The 23,180-nt window shown below is 43.7% G+C and carries 18 protein-coding genes; 7 read left to right on the top strand and 11 right to left on the bottom strand.

Annotated features, from left to right (window positions below; translation table 11 throughout):
* Nucleotides 1–4 precede the first annotated feature (4 nt).
* The 5 genes from AKJ31_RS02800 to AKJ31_RS02780 all read left to right on the top strand — a co-directional run bounded on the left by AKJ31_RS02800 (nt 5) and on the right by AKJ31_RS02780 (nt 5,280).
* Nucleotides 5–811 carry an SDR family oxidoreductase gene (locus AKJ31_RS02800; RefSeq protein WP_053407561.1) on the top strand — a complete coding sequence of 269 codons (807 nt, stop codon included), beginning with the start codon at nt 5–7 and terminating at the stop codon, nt 809–811.
* Nucleotides 812–822: 11 nt separating this feature from the next.
* Nucleotides 823–1,458 (top strand): tetratricopeptide repeat protein, encoded by a 636-nt coding sequence (locus AKJ31_RS02795; protein WP_053407560.1) that lies wholly within the window; start codon nt 823–825, stop codon nt 1,456–1,458.
* Nucleotides 1,458–2,114, top strand: a complete 657-nt coding sequence (locus AKJ31_RS02790; RefSeq protein WP_053407559.1) for a response regulator — start codon at nt 1,458–1,460, stop codon at nt 2,112–2,114. Before AKJ31_RS02795 ends, AKJ31_RS02790 begins: the two co-directional genes overlap by 1 nt.
* Nucleotides 2,104–3,498, top strand: coding sequence for an ATP-binding protein (locus AKJ31_RS02785; RefSeq protein ID WP_053407558.1), 1,395 nt, complete (start codon nt 2,104–2,106; stop codon nt 3,496–3,498). The genes AKJ31_RS02790 and AKJ31_RS02785 overlap by 11 nt, the downstream gene beginning before the upstream one ends.
* A 189-nt stretch (nt 3,499–3,687) precedes the next feature.
* Nucleotides 3,688–5,280, top strand: coding sequence for a phosphoethanolamine transferase (locus AKJ31_RS02780; RefSeq protein ID WP_053407978.1), 1,593 nt, complete (start codon nt 3,688–3,690; stop codon nt 5,278–5,280).
* Nucleotides 5,281–5,356: 76 nt separating this feature from the next.
* Here the strand turns inward: AKJ31_RS02780 and AKJ31_RS02775 are convergent, their stop codons facing one another.
* The 3 genes from AKJ31_RS02775 to AKJ31_RS02765 all read right to left on the bottom strand — a co-directional run bounded on the left by AKJ31_RS02775 (nt 5,357) and on the right by AKJ31_RS02765 (nt 8,026).
* Entirely contained in the window at nt 5,357–7,042 is a 1,686-nt protein-coding gene (locus AKJ31_RS02775) for a sensor domain-containing diguanylate cyclase (protein ID WP_053407557.1), read from the bottom strand.
* A gap of 229 nt (nt 7,043–7,271) precedes the next feature.
* A complete protein-coding gene (locus AKJ31_RS02770) occupies nt 7,272–7,487 on the bottom strand; it encodes a helix-turn-helix domain-containing protein (protein WP_053407556.1) in 216 nt (71 codons plus the stop codon).
* A gap of 11 nt (nt 7,488–7,498) precedes the next feature.
* A complete protein-coding gene (locus AKJ31_RS02765; RefSeq protein WP_053407555.1) occupies nt 7,499–8,026 on the bottom strand; it encodes a DUF2975 domain-containing protein in 528 nt (175 codons plus the stop codon).
* A gap of 161 nt (nt 8,027–8,187) precedes the next feature.
* Here AKJ31_RS02765 and AKJ31_RS02760 point away from each other — a divergent pair, with 161 nt between their 5' ends.
* A complete protein-coding gene (locus AKJ31_RS02760) occupies nt 8,188–8,511 on the top strand; it encodes a hypothetical protein (protein ID WP_053407554.1) in 324 nt (107 codons plus the stop codon).
* A gap of 120 nt (nt 8,512–8,631) precedes the next feature.
* Here the strand turns inward: AKJ31_RS02760 and AKJ31_RS02755 are convergent, their stop codons facing one another.
* Complete coding sequence (locus AKJ31_RS02755; protein ID WP_053407553.1) at nt 8,632–9,009, bottom strand: VOC family protein; 378 nt, start codon at nt 9,007–9,009, stop codon at nt 8,632–8,634.
* Nucleotides 9,010–9,341: 332 nt separating this feature from the next.
* Between AKJ31_RS02755 and AKJ31_RS02750 the strand changes: the two genes are divergently transcribed.
* Complete coding sequence (locus AKJ31_RS02750; protein ID WP_053407552.1) at nt 9,342–9,725, top strand: hypothetical protein; 384 nt, start codon at nt 9,342–9,344, stop codon at nt 9,723–9,725.
* 127 nt (nt 9,726–9,852) lie between these two features.
* On the opposite strand, the gene AKJ31_RS02745 is transcribed toward AKJ31_RS02750, so the two are convergent.
* The 7 genes from AKJ31_RS02745 to tssA form a co-directional block, all read right to left on the bottom strand.
* Entirely contained in the window at nt 9,853–11,061 is a 1,209-nt protein-coding gene (locus AKJ31_RS02745; protein WP_245639014.1) for a GGDEF domain-containing protein, read from the bottom strand.
* 165 nt (nt 11,062–11,226) lie between these two features.
* A complete protein-coding gene (locus AKJ31_RS02740) occupies nt 11,227–11,823 on the bottom strand; it encodes a response regulator transcription factor (protein ID WP_053407550.1) in 597 nt (198 codons plus the stop codon).
* On the bottom strand, nt 11,816–12,988 hold the full coding sequence (locus AKJ31_RS02735; RefSeq protein WP_053407549.1) for an EAL domain-containing response regulator: 1,173 nt from the start codon (nt 12,986–12,988) through the stop codon (nt 11,816–11,818). The genes AKJ31_RS02740 and AKJ31_RS02735 overlap by 8 nt, the downstream gene beginning before the upstream one ends.
* On the bottom strand, nt 12,978–16,622 hold the full coding sequence (locus AKJ31_RS02730; RefSeq protein WP_053407548.1) for an ATP-binding protein: 3,645 nt from the start codon (nt 16,620–16,622) through the stop codon (nt 12,978–12,980). Before AKJ31_RS02730 ends, AKJ31_RS02735 begins: the two co-directional genes overlap by 11 nt.
* A 320-nt stretch (nt 16,623–16,942) precedes the next feature.
* On the bottom strand, nt 16,943–18,118 hold the full coding sequence (locus tag AKJ31_RS02725; RefSeq protein ID WP_245639021.1) for a type VI secretion system ImpA family N-terminal domain-containing protein: 1,176 nt from the start codon (nt 18,116–18,118) through the stop codon (nt 16,943–16,945).
* 59 nt (nt 18,119–18,177) lie between these two features.
* Nucleotides 18,178–21,726 carry a type VI secretion system membrane subunit TssM gene (gene tssM / locus AKJ31_RS02720; protein ID WP_053407546.1) on the bottom strand — a complete coding sequence of 1,183 codons (3,549 nt, stop codon included), beginning with the start codon at nt 21,724–21,726 and terminating at the stop codon, nt 18,178–18,180.
* Nucleotides 21,727–21,741: 15 nt separating this feature from the next.
* The gene (tssA, locus tag AKJ31_RS02715) at nt 21,742–23,160 is read right to left on the bottom strand and encodes a type VI secretion system protein TssA (protein ID WP_053407977.1); all 1,419 of its coding nucleotides are present in this window, start codon (nt 23,158–23,160) and stop codon (nt 21,742–21,744) included.
* Nucleotides 23,161–23,180: the final 20 nt, after the last annotated feature.

Below are 23,180 nucleotides of genomic sequence, written 5' to 3'. Positions count from 1 at the left end.
AAACATGGACTTAAATGGCAAATACGTATTGTTGACAGGTGCCTCTGGCGGCATTGGTAAAGCACTTGCCAACAGCTTGGCTGTACAGGGGGCCAAACTGTTATTGGTCGCTCGCAATGGTAACAAGTTATCCGAGTTGATTCAGTCACTGCCTAACTCAGAAGAACATCAATGTCTGAGCGCAGACTTAGCAACCCAAGATGGCTTGATACTGCTGCGTAACAAAGCGCGCGAGTACTTGCAGCAAAACAAAAAAATTAGCGTCGTGATTAACAACGCTGGAACCAATCAGTTCCGTTTTCTTGCTCAGCGCGAGCCCAACTCAATCAAACAAGAAATCGAGCTCAACTTAACCACACCGATCTTGTTAACGCAAAGTGCCCTAACCTGGCTGCAGCGCCCAGGAATCATTTTGAATATTGGGTCAACTTTCGGTTCTATCGGTTATCCGGGCTATTCAACTTACTGCGCTGCTAAATCTGGCTTACAGCGATTCAGCGAAGCGATGGATCGTGAGCTGGATGGCGCAGGCGTCCGAGTGTTGTATCTCGCACCGAGAGCAACGGACACTGAACTCAACAGTGACCGAGTGAATCAACTAAACAAAACGTTAGGGAATCATTGCGACTCTCCACAAGTCGTTGCTGACCATGTCGTTACCATGCTGCAAAAAGAAACATCAGCGAAGTGGATCGGCTGGCCTGAAAAGCTGTTTGCCCGCATCAACCAGATTTTCCCAAGCTTGGTAACCAGTTCGATCCGCAAGCAACAACAGACGATCCATGACTTTATTCAACAAGCAGAAAAGTAGAGGTAACTGAAATGAAACTTCTTTCTATCACAACCATCGCTACCGCAACCGTACTTGCGAGCAGCAGTGCTTTTGCTGCTGTTCCAACCCTAAACAGCATTCAAAAAGAATGGGCCCAGTGCCAATATCAGGTCACCGACAGTGACGAACAGGAGAAGTGCTTCCAAGTCACTATCATGCACACATCGCAAGCGCTTTATGCCAATCCAGACAACCCTGAATTAACCGTGTGGCTAGCAATAAACAAAGCGTCACTCGCGGGTGCAAAAGGTGGTTTAGGCGCGCTGTCACTAGTTAAAGAATCGAAAGCACTATTAGAAAAAGTGATTGATTCAGCGCCCAAAACATTAGATGGCTCAGCTTATACCAGTTTGGGTTCGTTATACTATAAAGTACCGGGATGGCCGATTGGTTTTGGCGACGATGAAGTCGCGGAAAAGATGCTGAAGAAAGCGCTTGAAATCAATCCAGATGGCATCGATCCTAACTACTTTTATGGTGACTTCCTTGCAGAAGATGGACGCCGTAGCGAAGCAATTAAGTACTTGACCAAAGCGCAACAAGCCGCGCCGCGTCCTGACCGACCAATTGCCGACCAAGGCCGACAACAAGAGATCACCCAACGACTTGAGAGTCTGACTAAATAATGCGAATACTGCTGGTAGAAGATGATAACTTACTGGGCCAATCAATGGTGACGTCTCTAAGTCGTCACGGTTACACGGTTGATTGGCTCACCCTCGGCGGCGGCGTAAATGCCGCCCTGAAAACCGAACAATTCACCGCCGTGATCCTCGACCTTACCCTACCTGATATTGATGGATTGGCTGTACTTAAGCGCCTTCGTGACGCAGGATACGACCTACCAGTAATGATTTTAACCGCGCGTGACGACATCCAAGACCGAGTCAAAGGGCTTGATGGTGGTGCAGATGAATATATTGGTAAGCCGTTTGCGTTAGAAGAGTTGCTCGCTCGTTTACGCGTGTTAATCAGACGACAAACTGGCAGTGCTAGCGAGAAAATCCAAATCGGCGATTTATCATTGTCTTTGTCGGAACAGGTTATCACCTTCCAACAAGAACCGCTTAAGTTAACTCGTAAAGAGTTTAAGTTGCTCGCAAGTTTGATGACCAACGCTGGGCGAGTGATGAGTAAGGAGCAGTTGCTTCAATCGCTGCACGGCTGGGAAGACAGTAGCAACGACAATACCATTGAAGTCCACATCCATAACTTACGCAAAAAAGTGCCAAATATGCTGATAAAAAACATTCGTGGTGTGGGGTATATCATTGAAAAATAACGTCCCTTTTTCCATCAAACGCCGACTGATCGGCGTTGTGATGATCTTGACGCTCACTATGGTCTCGCTGGCACTACTCTTTAGCGCCATGTCGACAAAGCACGAAACTCAAGAAGTGTATGACGCAAGACTTGGGCAAACCGCCAAATTGTTGCTACTCACCACGTCTTCGTTTGAATCTCAGCTTTCAAAAGCATCCATTCAAAGTCAATTTGAAGCCTGGATGCAAAAAATTCGTCAGCTTTCTGATTCCGATGATGATCCAACAGAATACGGCCACCCATACGAGAACAACATTGTTTTTCAGCTGTATAAAAACAACGCTTTGGTTTGGAGTTCGCGCAAAGATGCTGGCGTGCTTTCTCCCTCTCCCGAGTTTTCCGGCTTTGGCGACCGAGAAGTAGATGGTAGAGAATGGCGTATCTTCCAACTGCACTCAACGGATTCAGAGTTCGTTTTAGTTGCTGAGAAACACTCCATCAGACAAGAAATCATCAATGAAGTCGTGTTGTCCGCGATTTTACCGCAGATGATTCTTTTCCCCCTGTTTATCGTTATTTTGATCTACTTTATCGGCAAGAGTTTCCGCCCTATTTCAGAACTTAGATTGGCGATTTCGCAACGAAGCATCGAGAAACTTGACCGTATTTATGTCTCCAACCAAACGCTAGAGTTATCCCCGTTAGTCGATACGCTCAACCAACTGTTGGAGCAGTTAGAAATGGCGTGGCAACGTGAAAGACAGTTTACGCGTATGGCGGCACATGAAATCAAAACGCCGTTAACGATACTAAGGCTTAACGCCGAAAACGCTCTGCATAGCCAAGACAAGGAGCAACTGGAACAAGATTTAAGTAATCTTCTCAAAGGGATTGACCGCACTGACCGAGTCCTCCACCAGTTGTTAACCTTGGCAAAAGTCGACAGCATTACCAACCTAGAAAAGCAGGAGGTTGTGCTTAACAATGTGTTGCAGTCAACCCTGTCTGACTTAGCACAATTGGCACTTCGCAATGATCAACATCTAAGCTTGGAAGGCGATACTTGCTCAATCCAAGGTGATGCGTTTTTGCTCGGGCTGCTATTCCGCAATCTCATCGACAATGCAATTCGCTATTCGGGCAATGGCAGTAACATTGATGTTCACTTAGTGGCATCCGATTATTGGTACGAAGTGTTTATCTCTGACACGGGGCAAAATATCAGTGACGAAGCAAGAGAAAAGCTGTTTGATAGCTTCTATCGTGCCAATACCGAAAAAGGCGACGGCGCAGGTTTAGGTATGTCCATTGCCCGCGATATCGCCCAATTACACAATGCGACGCTTGAGCTTATGCCTCGAGAGGACAACCGAAACACCTTCCGCATCCGTTTTAAACGATAGCCAAACCAGCGCTTGTGAGACACAAGCGCTGACATCTGATATCCCAATATTTTCCTGCGCAAATATAGATTTGATTGATTTCTTAAGTAAACCTTAAGTTTAGCTTGCCACAATAGCATCATTGTTTAAAACGGAGTTATCTGGATGTCTATTGCAAAAGCGATGTCACTACCGCGGATTGAAATGAGCATGTCAGTTCTTGTTGTCATCTGCTCTGTTTATTTCGGTACCGTCCTTAATTTTCCTGTCCTCTACAGAGTTTTCCAACTTAGTGCGGGCGTCACTAATCCCTTGTTTGCTTACTCCTCACCGGTGTTGTTGACGTGCGCGTTCATCATCATCTTTTCGGCGTTTGCTTGGCCTTATTTCTTCAAACCATTTATGGCGTTTTTGTTCATCAGTTCTGCCGCCGCACTGTATGCACAAATTAACTTTCAAACAGTGTTTGATATGTCGATGATGGAGAGCATCTTTGAAACCAACTCTTCAGAAATACTCTTCTACTTAAATAGCTCCACCCTGCTCTATCTGTTTTGCTTTGGTATTTTACCGTCCGCCTTCGTGTTTATGGTTCGAGTCAAACCTCATCGCACTTTATTAAGGGCAATCGCATCACGATTTGCGATTGTCGTGCTGGCTTGTATTGGCATCGGTTTAATTGGAGTAACAAGCTACAAAGACTACGCATCCGTCGGTCGAAACAATCACGACCTAAACAAAATGATCATCCCAGCCCACGTATTCAACAGCGTGAGATACCTTAAGCAAACGTATTTCACGCAGCCAATCGCCTTTAAAAGCCAAGGAACTGACGCAAAGATCAAACCAAACCCTAATGGCAAGCCGACCTTGATGGTTGTCGTGTTAGGCGAAACCGCACGCGCGATGAATTTTGCCTACAACGGATATCAGCGTAATACCAACCCTTATACACAAGGCATGGGATTAATCTCGTTCCAAAATGTGTCTTCATGCGGCACCTACACCGCGCTATCTGTTCCTTGTATGTTTTCAAACCTGACACGCAGGGATTACGACAAGAAACGCGCCTACGCACAAGACAATGTGTTCGACGTAATTAAGCACGCAGGAGTGGATGTTCTTTGGATTGATAATGATGGTGGCGATAAGGGTGTCGCGAGACGCTTAGCGCAGACATCTCTCGATACTTCGTTAAAAAATGAAGATTGCAACGGCAACACCTGTTTTGATCTTGCTATGCTACAACAAGCTCAGCAGTTCATTTCAAATAAAAGGAGTGATAAATTGCTAGTCTTGCACACTATTGGCAGCCACGGCCCGACTTATTGGCAACGCTACCCAGATCAGATGGCGCCTTTCCAGCCCGCATGTAACCGCAGTGACATTGAAAACTGCAGTGATTCAGAAATCGTCAATGTCTACGACAATACGCTGGTTTACACTGATTATGTGTTGGCACAAACCATTAATCAGTTAAAAGCGGTATCTGACGATTACAACGTGATGCTCACTTATATTTCTGACCACGGTGAGTCTTTGGGCGAAAGTGGGCTTTATCTGCACGGCGCACCTTATGCGGTTGCTCCTAAAGAGCAAACTCAAGTTCCTTGGTTACTTTGGATACCAGAGCAATACGCCCAGCAAAAACAACTGAATCTGCAATGCATCGAAGACGAAGCCGAAAGCGCTGCTATTTCACACGATAATGTCTTTGATAGTTTACTTGGACTATATGGAATCAGTACTTCGCTACACGATACAAGGTTAGATATTACCAGTGGATGTGCGGCTAACTCATAACTATGATCAATCCGCAGAAGTCGTAAGGCGAGCTCACTACTCGCCTTATCCGCAAAAAATCTGTAATACCATTTGTCTAGGTGCCGCTTAAACGAATATTACTGGCGAGCTTTTTCGCATTCTTCGATTCATACATTCGCGCATCTGCCAGCAACAATAGCTCCTCAGGATCCGTACCATCTAGTGGGAAGAATGCAGCGCCAATGCTGACACTCACAGGCTCTAACGTACCAAAACGTTTGGCGATTTCATTTATGTTATCTTCAAAACGCTGCACGATTCGATCAGCAAGCTCCTCACTGTTTACTGATTCAATCACGGCAACAAACTCATCACCGCCTACTCTCGCCAGCATGTCCTTTTCTCGCATCTCTTTGCTTAACTTATTTGCAATATCGGTCAGCATTTTGTCCCCTGATGCGTGACCAAGAGAGTCATTAAGCGCTTTAAAGTTATCTAGGTCAAAATAGATGATGGTAAAGAAGTCTTTCTCATCTCGGGCACTGCGTGACTTTCTCTCCAACAGAGTATCGAGTGCACGACGGTTAAATAAACCCGTTAACGGGTCTTTATTGACGAGATCAGTTAGCAGCTCTTGCTCGGCAATCATTTCAGAAATATCGCTAAAGACACAGATGTAGTTGGTCACTTCGTCACATTGATTTTTAAGTACATCGATAGTGACCAATACAGGGAATGCTTCGCCCGTTTTCTTACGATTCCAGACTCGACCACGCCAGTGTTCTTGTTCAGATAAGGTTTGCCACAACTCAAGATAGAAGTCTTTGGAATGCTTACCAGATGAGAGTTTAGATGGCATTTCGCCGATGATTTCCTGTTTTGAGTAACCGGTTAAGACTTCAAATGCGGGGTTAACGTCAATGATACGAGTGTGTGCATCAGTAATCATTATTCCTTGCGTAGTAGCCGACACCGCCGCAGACAGCAAACGTATTTGTTCGTTCTGGTTTCGCTCTTCGGTGACATCATGCAAGTAACCGTGCCAAATGGTATCGCCGTTTGCGAGTTTCTGCGGAGAAGATTTCCCTTCAAGCCAAATCTCACCTTTTAATGGATGCATCACTCTGAAGGTTTGATGCCATTCGGACATCTGCTCTTTTGACTGTTCAATACTGACTTGGACCGTTTCGAGATCATCAGGGTGCACCGCCCCCATCGCAAAATTCGCATCTTGTAAAATTTGTTCGGCTGAGCAGCCATAGATTTCCGCAACTTTCTTGGTCGCAAAAGGAAAGTAGAATGTTCCGTCTTCGCGCAACACGTATTGGTAAACGAAGCCTGGTAGATTATCGGTTAGTAATTCGAGTTGAGTTTTTAGCTCTGTGACTTGTTGTTCTTTGTTCCACAGTTCTGTTACGTCTACATGCACGCCAAACATCCATAATGGCTTGCCGTCGTCATCCCTAATTAGCACTTTGCCTTTATCAAGAACTTTGACCCAATGACCTTGTTTGTGTTGCATTCTCGCTTCACAAACATACTGTTTAGTCTCGCCTGAAAAATGCTGATTAAGTTCGAGCTCTGAGGTTTTTAAATCATCAGGGTGTACGTATTTGAGCCAAGTATCTATTGAAAGTGGCTTTAGTTCATCAAGAGAGTATCCAATAATATTGGCCCATGCCTCGTTGAATATCGTCTCACCGGTTTGAACATTCCATACCCAAGTGCCAATATTGCTGCCCTCTAGTATTAAGTTCGATATGTATGAGCCCCAACGATATCCTTTATCTAGTTGTGACATTAATTGCGTATCGCCCTAAAAACTAAGATCAAATTAATATTAGCACTGGCTTATCTAAACGCGAACCAACCCTAAAGGGTTATATTTAAACGGTGATCGTGGACACACTACATAGATACTAATTGCATAAAACATAAGCAACAAATAGCAACTGGGTGCACATTAAATGGTACAACTAATCTATAAAACCAGAGTATAACTACTCTGGCTTTTTTCTGAGCATATAGAATTATTCATCAACATCTGGTGTGTATTCCAATATATCGCCAGGCTGGCAATCAAGATGTTTACAAATTGCTTCAAGTGTTGCGAGTTTGACCGCTTTAGCTCGACCGTTTTTTAATATCGACAGGTTTTGTTCGGTGATTCCGATGAGTTTTGCCAGTTCATTAGAACGCATTTTTCTCTTGGCTAGCATCACATCGAGATTAACTATAATTGCCATGCTCGCCCCACTTAAATGGTCAATTCGTTTTCTTCTTTAAGTTGATTTGCTCTGTCCATCACGACAGCTATGAATCTAACAATGAAACCGATGATCATCATCGTAATATCAACGTCATCGACATTGAAAAAGAACTCCCAGTAACCGTCACTGTATGACAGTACCAATGTCAGCAGTATATCTGCAAGTACGCCCACAAACGGTGTTGCAATCAACAAGTAGCTGAGTCTCTTGTAACACTGAGTGTTCTGATGCTCGAAGATCAGCCCCTTTTCGTAGAGACGGAACAGAATAATCAATTGCCACAATAGTGCCATCGTCAAAAATGTGTTCAACATACTTGGGATAAAACCGACCAATGAACGAGTGACTGACATTGGCAGTGACACCTCGACTGGAAACGAGGCTTCAAACCAAGAAGCGTCGAACAATGTCGCGCCAAACCAGAAAGCAGTATTAAGAACGGCGACAAATATAAGCGAAAACCAAAACAAGACAAGTAACTTGCGACTGAACTGGCTAATGGAATTTTGAGACATATTAAAACCTTTTTGCTTTTTTGATGTGGCTATCCTAATCATAGAAAAGTTAACTTTCAATAAAAACTTATCGTTTTACGATAATTTTTTATTGCTTTAGGATTCAGGAAAGGATAATTTGTCCGCAGTTACTCCACTGTCTATCCATTGTTGAGGTTGTTATGACGTTGAATCGTTTGTTTGTCTTATCTATCTTTTTTATCTTGCCTTCTGCCAGCTTTGCCAATAGTTACAGCTATGACGACACCTACTCTACGCAGGTAAACCCCTATACCTTTGAATATGAGCAAAACAATGATTGGTACGCACCGGATGATTGTTTGAGCAAGCCACATTATAGCGCCGATACTAACCAGGATTTCGTCACACCTAACGGCAGCAAGTGCTATGTAAGAAAGATTCCGAAGGCTGATGCGCAGACTTACTTAAAATCCGGTGCGGATGGGAGTTTTGGCGCTGGTTTTATCTGGAATTTCGAGGACTGACTCCAATATCCCAAGGTATAGCGACAGATAGTAGGTATCCCGATAAGATTCAGAGTGCAAAAAAGCCAGACTTAAGGTCTGGCTTCTAATCATTTTGTTCATCGCGTTATTTAAACGCGATTACATAAAGTGCGTCGCACAAATCTTGTTACCGTGAGGATCGCGCAAGTACGCCAGATACATACGACGCTCACCTGATTGACGCACTCCTGGTGGGTTCTCAATACTGGTGCCGCCATTTGCAACACCAGCAGCATGCCATGCATCCACAACTTCAGGACTTGTTGCAGCAAAACCAATAGTCATACCGTTACCGTGGGTAGCAGACTCACCGTTAATCGGATTAGTCAGCACAAAAACTCCCGTATCAGTAAAGTAGATGCAACGCCCATACTCGTCGATGACTCCCTCTTTATGACCCAGCACTTCCATCAACGCATCGTAAAACTTTTTTGATAGCTCTACGTCATTAGAACCCAGCATTACATGACTAAACATTGAATATTCCTTCGTTAAGTAAATACTCAAACAATGTAAATGACGAGTAACATAGAAGTCTAGGATCTCAGTGCAAATAGATTTAATCAGCGTCAACTAGTGTTTACAAACACAATGAAATGCGCCCGTTCGCAAGCAACTTTTTTTGTTTACGAACATCCTACTCGAGATGAGCGTACTTTCCTTTCTCGGCGTAATACCTTTCCCACAAACTAGGCTTTTACAATCAAAAACAATCTCTTAGGTACTTTTCAAATTCTTGCAGTATTTGACTGGTAACTTATGCCACGTAATCTCTGGCTTTTCTAAACCAAACACTAACGAGAATAGACATGCTCAATGCAACCTTTGATGCTGGCAAGCACGACATCAACAATATCTACACCGATTGGCTTTATCAAACGCCGAGCGACGTTCGCTTATTGATGGCTATTATTTACGTTGAAACCATGTCGGATGAAGTGCAGTGCCTAAATCAACTCCCAACAGACCTAAATGAATCTTTAGAAGTCATACGCCGTATCAAGGACGGTGCTAGTCAAATAGGTTTAGTTTGCATCGAAGAGTTAGCTAGTGAAACGGAAACCTTGGGGAAAGCGCACTGTTCTTCATACATATCTAGCTTGGTATGCTTAGTCCAATCTATAAAAGAGAGTATCGCCATTGTCGAAGCTTGGATCGATAACCAGCATGCAGAGCTTGTCGCAGTTGCTTAAGACATTTTGTAAATGGATTGAATCCATTTGCCCCATTAAATGAAAAGGTACAGCGGTTGTAATTAGGAAAACAACCCTCTGTACCTTCGTAGATAAACTCAAATTTAACGCTTACTTAAGCAGCAAACTAATCCCTTTGCTTTTTTGCCTCATACAACGACTCATCTGCTCGAATAATGACTTCCTTCAGCGGCTCTCCCTCGTTACTGCTTGCGATACCGACACTAACGCTAAACTCAGCGTCTATGCTTGCAAGGCGTCGTTTACTCACTGCACGTTTAAGTTTTTCAGCTAACATCGTGGCATTGGTTGTGCTGCAACCTGAGAGTACCGCTACAAATTCGTCCCCACCTGTACGAATCAAATAATCTGAGCTTCTAAACACTTTGCGCATGCATTCGGCAATCACAACGATCACTTCGTCACCCACATGATGTCCGTAAGTGTCATTAATGCGTTTAATTCGATTGCCATCGATCGCCAATACCGTATAAGGCGCAGACTTCAATAAGCGAACAAAAGACTCATCTTTGAACACCTTCCGATTGTAGAGCCCTGTCAGTTCGTCCTTTTTGGCATTGAAAAGTGCCGTCGTCAGTTGGTTTTTGCTGGTTTTTGACTCTTCCGATTTGATGTAATACGCCAAAATCGCAACAAATAGAACGATATAAACAAAGAAGTAATCTACCACCAGCTTGATGAATGGATACTGATAAGTGATCAGGTTTGTGTTGTCTACTGCGTATGATTTCGAATAAGAAAACGTATTAAACAGGTAATTGCGGTGATAAATGATACTGTTCTTATAGCCCCCTTCTAACTCAACTCGCACGTCTCGCCCCTGTTCGTACAAACCGGTGAACGTTTGCATAATGCCGAACTCTCCTACTAATCGACCTTGATAGTAGACAGGGCTGAGTATCAGGTAGTATTTCTTATCTTTAGCGTCATTTTCAAATGGATAAGAGACAAGGATTTTATCCTCTAGTTGCTCTCGCCAAGCATGTGACGTACAGCTTAAGTGCCCCTTGCACCACTGTTCACTGAACAGCTTGTTGGAAAACTCATTTACCTCAAAACCGTGTTCAAATATGTACTTATTATTTGTGTATGAGCGGTAATACAAAACGATGTTTTCACTGGCAAATACTTTTGAAAAGTAACCCGAAGTGTCATGCATGACCTTTCTTGCTACCGTTTCGAAATAATCCATTTGTAAATTATCGGTCAGACTATACACACTATCATCAAAAGATAGTTCCATCGTACTTTCAATCTCATCGATAGAATAACCTATAAATCGCTCCATTTCTGACTCAGCTAATAAACTGAGCATAATAACTTTCTGTTTTGTTCCGTCGATATTATGTTTATAAATATTAAACTGTTTCAGCTCGTTAGAAATCACATAGAAACCAGCTGAAACAAGAAAGATCAAAAACAAAAGTGTCGAAAAAAACAGCGATATATAAACACTCTTTAGTCTCATATTATTTCAACTCTAAGTAGTTGTGACTCGCGCGAGTTCCATAATGTTGTTGACGTTATATTTGTCTAACACACGACGCTTATAAGTACTTACGGTTTTATCGCTGATATTCAGTACATTAGCGATTTCCCTGTTGGTCTTACCTTGTAGCAGATGTTTCATCACTGCGCTTTCACGGCTGGATAGCTCAGCAAGCGGTTTAGAATCTGTGGTCGTATGTTTGAATTTAAAGAATGAATAGCCTTTCGCAACAGCTTCTATCGCGTCCTTCAAGATCGAGTAATTTTCAGATTTACATACATAGCCATCGGCTCCTAGGCGGAAAGCCATTTGACTGTATAGATGACTACTTTCACCGGAGAAAAAGATCACTTTTCCTTCATAACCATGCGAGATAATGCGGCGGTAAAAATCGTAGCCATCACAATCTTGCAAGTTAATATCTAAAATAATTAAACCTACATTTTCTGATTTAATGGTTTCTAATGCTGACTTTGAAGAGGTCGCGGTATGAACAGCGTTTACCACTCCTAAACTTTCTACTAATGATTTTATTGCGACACACACAAGCGGATGATCGTCAAATATAAGGCACGAAAAATTAGACATATTTTTTCTCTTTATTTAATACTGTGATTGCTTCTAATGGCATTGGCTTGTCAATAAAATAACCTTGAGCGAGGTTTATTCCGTATTCTTCCAACAATGAAAATGTCTCTTCGTCTTCAACTCCTTCTGCAACTATTGAGATATTCAAACTCTTCGCTAACCCGCATATAGAGCGAACGATGTTCTTATCTTTTTGTTCTGTGGTAATTCCTTGAATAAAAGAACGGTCAATCTTAAGTTCGTTAAACGGCAACTGAGACAGTTTTTCTAAAGACGAAGATCCGGTACCAAAATCATCAATAGACACACTGACGCCGTTTAACCTCAACTTAAGGAGGTTTTTGTATAGATTCACGTTACTTGAATAGCTCTCACGCTCTGTAATCTCGATAGTGAAAGTTTTTGGATCGATGTTGTTTTCACTACAGCGCGCTAAGAAGCGATCAGAAAACAAGGCATCTTCTAGATTGTCTTGAGCGACATTCAGCGAGATCGAATGTTTGATGCCATGCAACTTAATATCCTGAATCGCGTTACTAAACACGGTATCAAACAGCTCAGGCGACAAGCCACATTTCTCAACAATAGGCAAAAACACGTATGGCAAAAGCAGACCGTAGATCGGATGCATCCAACGCGCTAAAGCTTCATACCCAACAAGTACCCCGCTTTTAGTATCCACAATCGGTTGATAGTAGTTTTTCACGCGGCCTTCCGCTAAAGCGACTAAGAATTCCCGCTCATCTACTTCAATCTGTTTCTGAAACGAGGCTTTTGATTGATGCTTATCGCATACACATGCAATCAGCTTATCGATATCGTCTTCAAAGTAAGGTTTCGCAAGTTTCCCTATTACATTGAAAGTAAAGGGGCGACACATACAAGTAAGGGACGAAATGATGGTATCGTCCATCGCACTGACGAACACGACAGACCCCGAATAGCCGTGCTTGTTTAGTAACAGCATCATATCGATGCCGTCTTTACCAGGCATTTGTAAATCACAAAAGATGATGTTGTAGGTGTTGCCTTGTAGTGAGCGTAGCGCTTCAGTCACGTTGCCAAATGTCGTGGCATTGACGCCTTTATTCGCCAGATATTGTTTGATAATGGTTTGGTGTATCGGATGGTCATCAACCACCATCGCCTTGAGTTTAGTGTTCATAAGCTTCTATCCAAGATTCAACATGCTCGATCTCCTGCTCGATGTTATTTATTAGTCCTGTTACGTGATGTTCGAAATCACTTTCCGCGCTCTGCTCGGCTCTGATGCACATTTCAGCAACTGCTGATACACCCACCGCACCCAGTGCGCCCTTAATGCCGTGAATAATTTTTCTTGTTTCGCAAGCGCGAGTACTTTGCTTGAGCTGCTGAAGATCCGCTTTCATTGAGTCAATAAATACTCTCGCGACTTCTAATGCCTCTGCGCCACTAAAGCGTTCAAGCCAGGTCGGCGAACGCTTTTCAGCAGGCTGTTCAGTGTAATACTTCAACAACATCGCTTTTAACTCGGTCAAACCATAAGGTTTGTAAAGCACATCCGTGATTCCGCTGACGCCAATTTTCTTACTCGCCAAACGAGCGTCTTCTGCTGTCACACCAATGACTGGCAAGTCGCACAAGGATTCATGCAATTGCAAACGACTGGCTAGCTCATAGCCATCCATTTCTGGCATATGAAAGTCTGTCAGTACCAAACTCACGGTGCTGTCAGTTTGCAGGTATTCCCACGCTTCTTGGCCGCTACTTACGATGACAGGTGTGATGCCGAGCTGATTCAACTGCATACGGATCACGCTTTGGTTAATTGGATTGTCTTCGGCAACGAGCAGTGTGCCTTGTTTCCAGCTCACCGCGTCTTCTTCTGCAAGACACTCTTCGAGCGTGCACTTTTCTTTGTCAAAGAGCATGAACAGCGCGTCGGGATATTTGGCATCTTTCGCGGTGATCATCGGTTCATCGTGTAGTGCTAAACCAGCAAACGTGCCGTGCTCGTCATTGAATGGCGTCACGTCTGCGTGCAGATTGTCGAGTTGCATTTGCCATGTTTCACACCATTTACGTATCGATGCAGGAAGCGTCGGCGCGTAAGTTTGAGTAAAACGCGTTGCTTCTTGTTGATCACAGAGTTCTATCGGCAGGCTGACTTTTATAGTTGTGCCAAGGTCAATCTGAGAGTCAATAGCCAACTCCCCTCGCATACATTTAACCAAGCGATCGACAATGCTTAATCCAAGGCCTGTACCACCATATTTGCGCGTGATTGAGTCGTCTGCCTGAACGAACGGTTTAAATATACTGTCTAGCTGGTTTTTCGTCATACCGATGCCAGTATCAATAACTTTGACGATCAAGTTCGATTCTGACACCGCAACATGAACAGCGATTTCACCTTCGGCGGTAAACTTGACCGCGTTAGATAATAAATTGGTCAAAATCTGGGTCAGACGTAAAGAATCAACCATAACCCAACGTTTAGCGAACGGTCTAATCACCACTCGATAATCCAAACGCTTACTCTCCGCCTTTGCTTCAAAGCTACGAAGAACATCACTCACCAATGACACCCAATCTGTACGTTGTGGATTGATCATCAGCATGCCGGCATCTAACTTGGAGTAATCGAGAACCTCATCCACTAGCGTGTTTAAGTGGTTGAGTGAACGAATTGCTTGACTAACTAAGCCTTTGTTAGATTCTTCCTCCAGTTGCCCGTCAAGGAGATCCAATAAGCCATGCACCGCTGACAATGGTGTTCTCAGTTCATGGCTCATCGTGGCAAGGAATTTCTCTCGCGCCTGAACCGCACTTTGTGCTTCTAGTTGTGCATCAATGAGCTCTTGCTCGCGCGTTTTTTGTTCTTCGATATCTTGCAACACCGTCAACACAAAACGTTTGTTACTGCTTGGTGCAGAAATCACTTTTCGCTCTCGGTAAACATAAGAAACACCTAAAGCGCAGTCCCTTGAGGGCGTACTATCGGCTATGTTGTGGCCTCTGAGCACTGAACTGAGCTCATTAGGGTTATCCACCAGCAGCTCCTCACTTTCAGACGCTTTTATCTGACACCCTTTACAATCACCGCTCAGGAACATGCCGCAGTTGCTCATTTTAAGCTTGTTGTCTTCACCGTGAATGAACACCAAGCTATTGATTTCTTGTATGATACCGGTGAGCCATTTACGCTCTTTCTTTTCGTTGTCTGCGGTAACTTGCGCTAGGTTTACTTTTAGACGTAAATGGGCGAGGACAAAATAACCTACAGCGATCAGTACTAAGAACACCGTCGCGACAACACCGATCATTTTGGTGACGTCTTGGTCGCCATAACCATAAATCAAGTTGAAGTTACGGTAGGCTCGGCTGAGCTTTTCGATCTCTTTGGCATCAATGGTGACGATGATGCTATCGAGTATTTCTTTTAGCTTGGTGTTACTTTTAGATACTGCAAAAGCAACCCAAAATGTCAGACTATCTTTCTCGCTGATGTGAAGACCTTCCGCGTTATCGCGCACAAGCAAGCTATGAACAATATCATCTGGTACATAAGCAACACTGATTTTGCCAGCTTTCAGATCGGTCAGTAGGTTTTTCAAATCGTCGTAGCGCGCAAAGTCATCTTCTCGCCACGACTCGAGATGAATCATTCCTTGTTTCTTTAAACTGACTAGAATTCCCCTTTTAGCGTTTTTCGCCAAGGAGCGAGTCAGTTTATTGGCTTTAATCGCTAAGTAGGTTGTCTGCATAAAAGGCTTGGTGAGCAACCATTCTGATGACAAGGTCTTATTACGGTATGCCACTGGCACCAAGTCTGCTTGGAAAGCGGTCAAGCCACTTCCTAAACTTTTCTTTGGCTTAACATACTCAAACTTCAAACCTGTCCTTGCTTGAATCAAGTCTAAAAAATCCGGCAAGAACCCTTCCAGCTCACCACCAGTATGGTTACGAAAGAGAAAAGGATTGGCATCTTCGCTCGTACTATAAGTGATTGAGCTATCACTAAAGTCGTTTCTACGATAATCAAGTAACAGCTTGTCATTGATGTGATAAGGATTCTTCGAAGCCACTGAGCGGACGTTTTGTCCGGTTTTTTCCCACTCCAAAATCTTATTGATGTCATCAATGAGGAATTTCTTCTCTTTTGACGTAATAAAGCTGACTTCTTCTTCTTTCAGCCAATCAGGGACATCAACAGCGCCACGAACAATATCGTTATCATCGAGGTACTTATTGATCATTACATAAGTAGAAATGAGAGCATTCGCACGCCCACTCGCTACCGTCTCAAACGCTTCTGCTTGAGTACTAGCAAAATAGATATTGTCGAAACCTTGCTTAACGAGAGTTTGGCAGTAAACACTGCCTTCAACACATGCCCAGCTAAGATGTGGGGCCGGAATGGTTTTGTAATTGCTATTGCGATACCAAACAGCAATTGTGCTTGAAAAGAAGGGTTCTGAGAAAAGGAAACGTTCTAAGCGGTCTGGCGTCTTACTGAAACCCACCGCACCATCGATTTTACCACTTTCTATATCATCGAGCAGTGGGTCTATGTAGGGGTAAGTTTTCAGTTCGAGTTGGTAATCCAGTACATCAGCAATGTTCTTTAAGTACTCGAGGTTAATACCATAGAAAGTGCCAATACTATCTTTGAGCTTATCTTCCCACTGGGATTGGGTGATAACACCAATGACGATTTTATCTTTTTGACCATGAGCTGCAATGCTAAAAACACTCTGCGTAACGCCAAATACAGCGAGAGTGATAAGTAATACTTTTCTTAGCTTGTAGTACATGTGAACTTCCTCGAATATTGGAAGCTCAATCTAAATCTTAACGAAAAAATGTCAACTTAGTCTCATGTCAATAATATATCTTAATTATTTGTTTTAGTTATATTTTTGTTATTCTCGTGCGAACATTCCTACACGACAATCACCAAAGGACTACACAAAGTAAGAACGATAAAGTAACAGTTCGATAATAATTTGAGAGGAACCAACCTAGCACTTCGGTTGTAAGAAGGTCCTCACTCGGACCTTCTTCGGATAATGAAACGCTAGGTTAGCTTATGCGATAGTGAAATGAGGTTTAGCTGAGAGATAGTGATTTCCCATCAATCAGCCAAAGAGTGATTAAGCAAAGTAATCTGCTTGTCCGACATATCTTTTGCGATTCGAGTAACTCTAGAGTCCAGTATTAGCAGCTCTTTTTCCGCTTCACGGTAACTTCCCTGCTCTATTAAATTTTCGACGTAATCCAAACGCGCGTATATTGGAGAAAGGCTCAACACGTAGCTTTCTAAGGCTTTAGCTGAAACGGAGTTGGCATCACTTGCGAGCATTTGTTTGGCGATGTTAGCTGCACTTGTTCGTGCAAGATAGAAACGTTCCAGTTCTTCGTCAAGCAATCTGCCCTGTTCAGCACTGTATTGTTTAAGTTGCTCCCGTTGAGTTTCAAAACTCTTCTGCATTTCATCATTGTTAGACGAAAACATTTCAATATCAGGAACCGCTTTTACCCAATCGGCATTTGACTGCAATATCGACTGATTCATTTGTCGCTTCATCAACACCATCAAATCTTGAGGTGTGTTTTTTGAAGTCCCTAAAATCTCGTCAAATACATGTGGGTTGTACAACCAATAACCGACAACCAGCGCGCCGACCATAACCACAAAAGCGAGTGATTTTTTGAGATACGATTTACGCTTTGGTCGATGTACATCAGACTTCTGAGTGCCACTTGCCTTTTGCGCGCTGTCACTCGTTGATACTTTTGATTCCGCTGTTTCCAGCGCATCGATGTACTCAAAGATAATGAAAGCGACAGATTCAATATTAGGCAACTCTTCAGGCTGGTAGCGTTTACAGAGTTCATACAGTTCTTGCAACGCTCGTTCACAGCGATACAGTTCGCGAAGCGACTCTTTGTTAGGGTTAGCTACTTTTAAATCGCTAAGCACCTTACTAATCATCCACTCGATCATCTCTTTTTTACGATGAGACGTGAGTTCTTTGTGTTCAATATCCTGAGCGTAGCAAGCAAGCATTAACTCTAAACCGTCAGCCAAACCTTTTAGTCCGAGCACCTTTAGCGAAGCAACCGAGTAATAACTTGAAGTTAGAAAATCCAGTCCATCTGTTGTACCGAGTGAGGTGCACATATCGTGCACCTCTTCCCAGTGAGTTACACCAAATAGAAAGCTAGTACGGCTATTTATTGAGTCTTTTATTTTGTGGTAAGTGTCGTTTTCCCTCAACAATGTTGATTGACTTCCGACCGTAAACACACTTTGGTTTATATAGACATTTGTTGTCACTAACTAACCTTTAACCATTCCCAGTATTATTAATAAAGTGTTTCTGATAGACGGAATGAGTGAAGCATTCTTTCGCGGAACAAGTTACTCGATGCGTCTGTAGAGATCCTAAATGCAAACTCACCTTTATCCAGTTTCACGTTGTAATCCACTGAAGACTCCGTCCCCCCGACGACTTCACTGCTATCCAGTAAGCGGAACAGTGACCATGGACCTTTACGCACGATACTGCGTGGTGAAGAGTTAGACTGATTGGGTACCAGCGTCATCTTCGACTGTGCGCTATCACGTAAAGTATTTGGCCAAATCAGCCCCACCGAATGCCTTGGACCATGGCTGTACTCTACAAACTGACCATCAACGTTCACTACGACACGACGTTTATTCGAGCTAAGACGTATTGGCTCCAAAGAGAAATTCACATCCAAAATACCTTTGCGGTTAAAGAACGCATCTCCAATTTTCTGCGCTTGGCTTAGCTGAGAGATAACGTCGCTACGAATCAATGATTGCTCTAAAGAAGAGTCACTCAATGAGATGTTTTCATCGATAAACATCTTCAGTTGATTGTTGTAAAAGCTTGCCAGAGTGCCCGTAGGTGAGAAGAAGCTTTCAAACTCACGCAGATCCACATCCTGTTTTGACGAAGGATTAAACGGATAGCGGTCGGCAAACTTCTGTTCAAACTCACCATAGACTTCACGTTGCCAGCGCGCTTCTAAGTGCTTGACCGCTTCTTGTTTCACCACATACCAACTCTCGTCAGCAATTTTGTTGATCATGCTATCTAACGGACTTGGCAGACCAGAAGCAATACGTTTTAGCGCGTAAATCGGGTCAGCGTTACTCAAGCTTAATCTCGCTCGAGTCGCTTCCAATGCTGCGCGACCAGCGTCTGGAGCATCTTGAATTGCTTTTAAGTAGTAAAGCAATTGAACCACAGAGTTCTGAACTTCATCAAAGTATGCAGGTTGCTTGCCTCTCGCATCAAACATCGCGTTAAGGTCAGAAAACGGCGTATTGATCATTGAAGCAACTTTATATTTAGATGACTTCAACACTTCTTCTCGTGCTTCCTTACTTTCAGGAATGTCGTCAAACAAACGTGTGTTGTCTTCTAAGCTCGATAGCAGTCGGTCAAACGGCTGCGCATTACCAGTCAAGTTTTCTAGCACCATGATCGCATTGTTGATATCAACAAAGTACTTTACGTCCACTTCGTTTAGCGCGTTGCGCCAAGCACTGGTGTAATCGACCACATAAAGCGCCAGGATTTTGTTTTTCAACGCAACTTTATCCGCAGCGCTGAATTCGGAGACTTTGGACTGGCCTAGAACCCAACTATCGATTAACGCCAACTCAGAAATTGAATCTACTTGCTCAAGGAAGTAGCTTTCATACCCTTCTTTGGTCAGCATTTTCGGGATCATTAAGCTCTTGCTATCCACTTCGCGCTCTTCAAACACAAGCTCGAAAACTGGGCCAATTTGGTTTTTCAAATTAACAGGAGCACCTAGATAAGTCGCTGAGTTCAGCTTCAAGCTACGATAAACACGCTGCTCGATTGGCATGCCACTTAACTCTTGCTGCGTTTTCGCGATTAGCGTTTTGTATGGTTTGATGATTTTGCGTGCAACGTCGTCACCACGCTTAGCTTGCGCGGCAATATCCGTTTGTTCCATCGCATAGTCTAAGTGTCCAACCAAACTTTCTTGCGTGACACGGTCACCTAAATATTGGGTTTGCCATTTTTTGCCAAAGTAATCCGTGACGAAATCTTTGTAACGACCACTCTTGTCGATCATCATGCGGAATACACGCAGAACCTCTAGCTTCTCGTCATCGTCTTTCGCGTTTGACATATCAACGGCCAACTCGCGCATCAACAAAGGCATAAAGCGCGACTCTAACAACGCCAAGTAAGTCTCTTCTACTTTAGGTCCAATCACGTGACCTTGGTAAAGCCCCATATCCGAAATGTACTTTGGTTTATCACGGAAGAAACCCACTTCCAACGTTGCGTCTCGAATCGTATCCAACACTTGCATCATCTCCTTCTGCGTCAGAGATGCATGTTCTTCAGGGTAACTGTCGCGGAACTCGTTCACTTTGGCCAACACAGCGTCAGCTTGGTTGACGTTCTTGATGTAGTAGTTATGCCATGCGCCAATAAGCAACGCACTTGCGACTAAACAAACCACATTCGACAGTGCAACGATTCTGCGCTTTTGCTTAGCGACACGGAAGTTGTCAGATGCCAAACCCGCCTCAGGGTAGATAATTTGGCTAAACAGTTTGCTTGTAAAATAAACCGTCGAGTTAGCAGCATCTTGCGCCCGGTTGATGGCGTGATTCAGCCCATAACGACGTGATGCTGCGTCATCAAACGCATTCGACGGCACACCTTGTTGGAAAACAGACGTGAAGTACACGCCACGTACCAATGCTGAGGTTGAGAACTGATCACTGCCAAATGCGTCGGTAAGAAAGTCGTGTAGAACTTCTTTTAGCCCTGATAACTGACGAGCAAAGCTGTAGATTTTTCTACGGTCCTCATTGCTAGCAGTTTCCAGTAATGATTTAGTCAGGGAATCATTAACGCGGTCGACAAATCGGCTATAGTCATGAGAGAACTCTTCTAACCATTTGTCTACATCATCAACAGAATCGAGTGAGAACGTGAAACCAAGCACTTCGTCACGCTTACTCTTTGGGTAATGTCTAAAGTACGCATCAAAGCCATCCAATAGGTCCATTTTTGTCAACGTAACGTACACAGGCATGCGCGTAGAAAGCGTCTCCATCAACTCACGTAGACGCGCACGCAACAAAGTGGCATACGCTTTACGCTCAGAAGTGTTACCCGAGGCTAAGTTCGCCACATCAACCGCTATCACTACACCATTTAAAGGACGTCTGCTACGAGTACGCTCCAACCAATCAATAAAGTGAAGCCATAGGCGGCGTTCCATTTGACCGTCATTGTTTTCGTCTTTAAACCCTTGCGTCAGCAGTTCACCATCAGGATCAATTAGCACCGCTTTTTCACCAATCCACCAGTCGAAGCTATAAGGGTTTTCGCTGGTTTTGCCGCTTGACGCTTTCATCACCGACGAAAAAACGTAGTTTTGTCCTGAACGGTTAATAAGACTGGTCTTACCCATATTTTCCATGCCTAGTACAAGGTACCAAGGCAGTGTATATAAGTAATTTCGTTGGTTGAGGTTCTCTTTCATGTTGACCATAACGCGATTTAGCTCAGCCTCTTGTCTTTCTTCATAGACAAGAAGCGGGTCAACTTTGATTTGGTCTTCACGCTTTTGCGTTGCTTTGAACTTATTAAGCGTATTCCACTGATAGAAGCCCCAAACCACGAGACATAAAAGTACAAAGATAACGCTCGCAATGGCACGAGACAAAATTGAAGCCAGTGGTTTGGTTTGTTCGTATTCGAACATCGGTCCTGCCCACCAGATCGCGACTAGTGTTAAAACGCACAATGCGATCAACAAAACTGGAATAGCGGATTTAAAGCTCGACGCTATTTTTTTAAGTAAGCCGGAGATAAACTTTCTCATGGTTCTGACCTTGTATTATTCCGTAACAACGATTTTTTCTAATTGATTAATGAGCGTTGGTTCCCAGTCTTGAACGCTTGATTCCAACGCCATTTTATAAAGTGACTGATAATGCTGACGTGCAATCGCATCAAGTCCTTGATTCGCCAATAAGTCTGCAGAGATCAATCGCCAATAAAACTGATCTCTAGGTTCGCTTGCTGTTGCAAGTCCGTCATTTAACATCGCCATCGCAACAGATAGACCACCCTCTTTGGCTAATGTGATCGCCTCTTGACGCTTATCGTCCCAACTACTGACACTAGAGATAGCGTTAACTTTCTCGTTGGAGGCGAGCCATTCACGCGTATCTTTACTCAAAAATGGCGTGCCACCTTTAAAGCTCATATCCGCAAGTTCTGGAACGCGCGATAAGAAGTTTTGTGTTTCCTCAAGAATGGCACTCGCCCATTCGGCCTTACCTAGCTTTGTGGCAATTTGCGCACTAAGGTATTGGCCATCAAACCAGAAAGGTGCATTAGTTAAGCTCTGTTCTACCTTTCTCCACAATGCCAGATCCGGTCTAGCCTGAGACTGTTCAAGATATTCATTAACTCGATCTGCTGCCATTGCTCGTAAAGGCGTTTCTCCTTGCGCGTTTGCATCGGGAGGCGTAGTAATCGACATCCAAATCGCAAACCGTCTTAACCGGATACTTTGCGCATATCCGTGCTCAAACTCGGCTAAGTAGTCTGCAACTTTTTTTAATGACTCTTTGGTTGCTTTGTCATTACTGGTATCAACAGCAACTGTACTTGCAGGCGAAAATTCGCTTGAGTCATTGGCAGAAGCTGAACTTTGAGTGTTGCTATTGCTCTGAGCGCTTGAATCCACCAGCGCACATGACTCTAACCAACGCTCTGCCTTTCGGATGAACAACAGGGATTCTTCGCCTTCAACGCCAGCTTCATTGGTCACTTGTTGGAACAGTGCTAAGGCTCCTTTTAGCTCACGCTGATTGGTTTCAGAAACATACTCTTGTTTTGAAACGAGCTTATCGAGTGCAGCATCAAAGCGCTGTGATATTTGATTAAAGTACTTTTTACGCGGTAATTGACCACGGCTACCCGGAGCAGGAAAGCACGTTTCCCAGTACTGGCTCATAAAATCAGAGAGCACTTGGAGGCTGAGAACAAAGCGACCGACCGAGCCATTGCTTTGGAAACATTGAAGTAGATGGACCAAGAGTTTTAAGTCTTTGGTTTTGTTTTCCATCAAAGACAGAATCGCCGTTTCTACCTCATTCCAACGCACCTCTCCGTGAGACAATGAACCCACTTTCATCATTTGGCTTTCAACAAAGTCAAAAAGTGGATCATCCATAACACGCTCACCGACAGGATTGTCTTGAGAGATTGGTGTACTAATAGCCGCTCGAATTTTTTGCACCGTCATGTCTGTATCAGACGGTTCAA

The sequence above is a fragment of the Vibrio hepatarius genome (assembly GCF_001274785.1).
GTDB lineage: Bacteria > Pseudomonadota > Gammaproteobacteria > Enterobacterales > Vibrionaceae > Vibrio > Vibrio hepatarius.
Note: the sequence above shows the minus strand (reverse complement) of the source record. Positions and strands in the feature narration are given on the sequence as shown.